This is a genomic window from Methylopila musalis (assembly GCF_042679725.1).
In the GTDB taxonomy this organism is placed as follows: Bacteria; Pseudomonadota; Alphaproteobacteria; order Rhizobiales; family Methylopilaceae; genus Methylopila; species Methylopila musalis.
On the sequence record NZ_JBHTMX010000354.1, the window covers coordinates 1 to 1,374 of the forward strand.

Genomic DNA, 1,374 nt, shown 5'->3' on the forward strand with positions numbered 1-1,374 from the left:
GGTCGCCCCGCTCCTGCCACTCGGGACGCGGCCCGCGCTCGCGGCGCTCGCCCCGTTCGCCGTTGCGCTCGCCACGCTCGCGGTTGCGGTCGTTGCGGCGCTCGTTGCGGCGCGGCTGCTGCTCGTCCTCGCCGCGGGGAGCGGCGGCGACGGAAGGCTGGCCGCCACCGTTGCCATGGCCGTTGCCGTTCTGGCGCGGCTGGTGCTGTCCGCCGTTGAAGCTCTGCGCCGGCGAAGCGGGCTGGGGCGGGAACTCCACGCCGTCCTGCTCCTCGTCGAAGTCGAGCGAGTCGTTGAAGTCGTCGGCGTCGGCGCGCACGAAGGTCTGGTGCGGCTGGTACTGGGCCTGCGCCGCCGCGAGCATGCGGTAATAGTGCTCGGCGTGCTGCAGGTAGTTCTCGGCCGCGACCGGATCGCCGGACGACTGCGCGTCGCGCGAGAGCTGCACGTATTTGTCGGCGATGGTCGCGGCGGTGCCGCGGATCTTCACGTCCGGACCGTTCGATTCATACGACCGGGTCAAAGGGTTCGGACCCTTGCCGCCGCCGCCGCCGCCGCCTCCGCCGCCCCCTCCGCCGCGGTTGCGGCCGCGGAGGCGCTTCGACTGTCCTTGCCTCATGGCGTTCAAATCAGCACTCGTTCTGTTTCGAAGGGCCCAAGGGCCGGGGGACCGACCGATCCGCCGGTCGCCCGCCGCCCTGTCCGTCGCCGGAAGGGCGCGCCCGGAACGCGGCCGGCCCCATAAGGCCGAACGATCCGGTCGTCGGGCGAGGCGGCGAAGCCGCATGCCCAACGCGCAGGCGAGATCGAAGCGGTGCGTCGATCTTTCGAGGCCGTCCCGACGACACAGCGCGGTCGCGGCCTCAAAATTATCCGTCCGTCGCTCACAGGCCCCGATGTGGAAAACACGGGCGGGCGTCGGACGATTCCGACCCGGAACATAGCGTCGCGCCCTTCGCTTTCCAAGGCTTTTTTAAGCTGGCGAGCCATGTCGCAGCGTCAGCGCGCGGGCCACGCCGCCGAGGTCCCTGCGGGCCGGCCCGGTGGCCGCGAAGCCCGCGGCGGCGGCGGTCTCCGTCACCTCCGCCTCCTGCCCGATCCCGAGTTCGAGCACCGCGACGCCGCCCGGCGCCAGCAGCCGGCCGAGGTCGGCGAGGATGGCGCGGTAGGCGTCGAGCCCGTCCGTGCCGCCGTCCAGCGCCGCATGGGGGTCGTGGGCGCGCACGTCCCGGTCGAGCCCGGCCATGTCGCCGGTCGGGATGTAAGGCGGGTTGGACAGCACGAGGTCGAACGGGCCTCGGAGCGCGCCGGCCCAGTCGCCGACGAGGAAGGCGGCGCGGGCGCCGAGGCCGAGGCGGAGCGCGTTCTCCCGCG

Annotated in this window: 1 protein-coding gene and 1 pseudogene; both read right to left on the reverse strand. The window is 73.1% G+C overall.

The features are described from left to right. A partial coding sequence (locus ACFQ4O_RS17585; protein WP_449289007.1) for a DUF4167 domain-containing protein occupies positions 1 to 619 on the reverse strand: 619 nt, incomplete at its 3' end. A gap of 354 nt (positions 620 to 973) precedes the next feature. Further along, a pseudogene (locus ACFQ4O_RS17590) lies at positions 974 to 1,374 on the reverse strand (peptide chain release factor N(5)-glutamine methyltransferase); the annotation flags it as partial.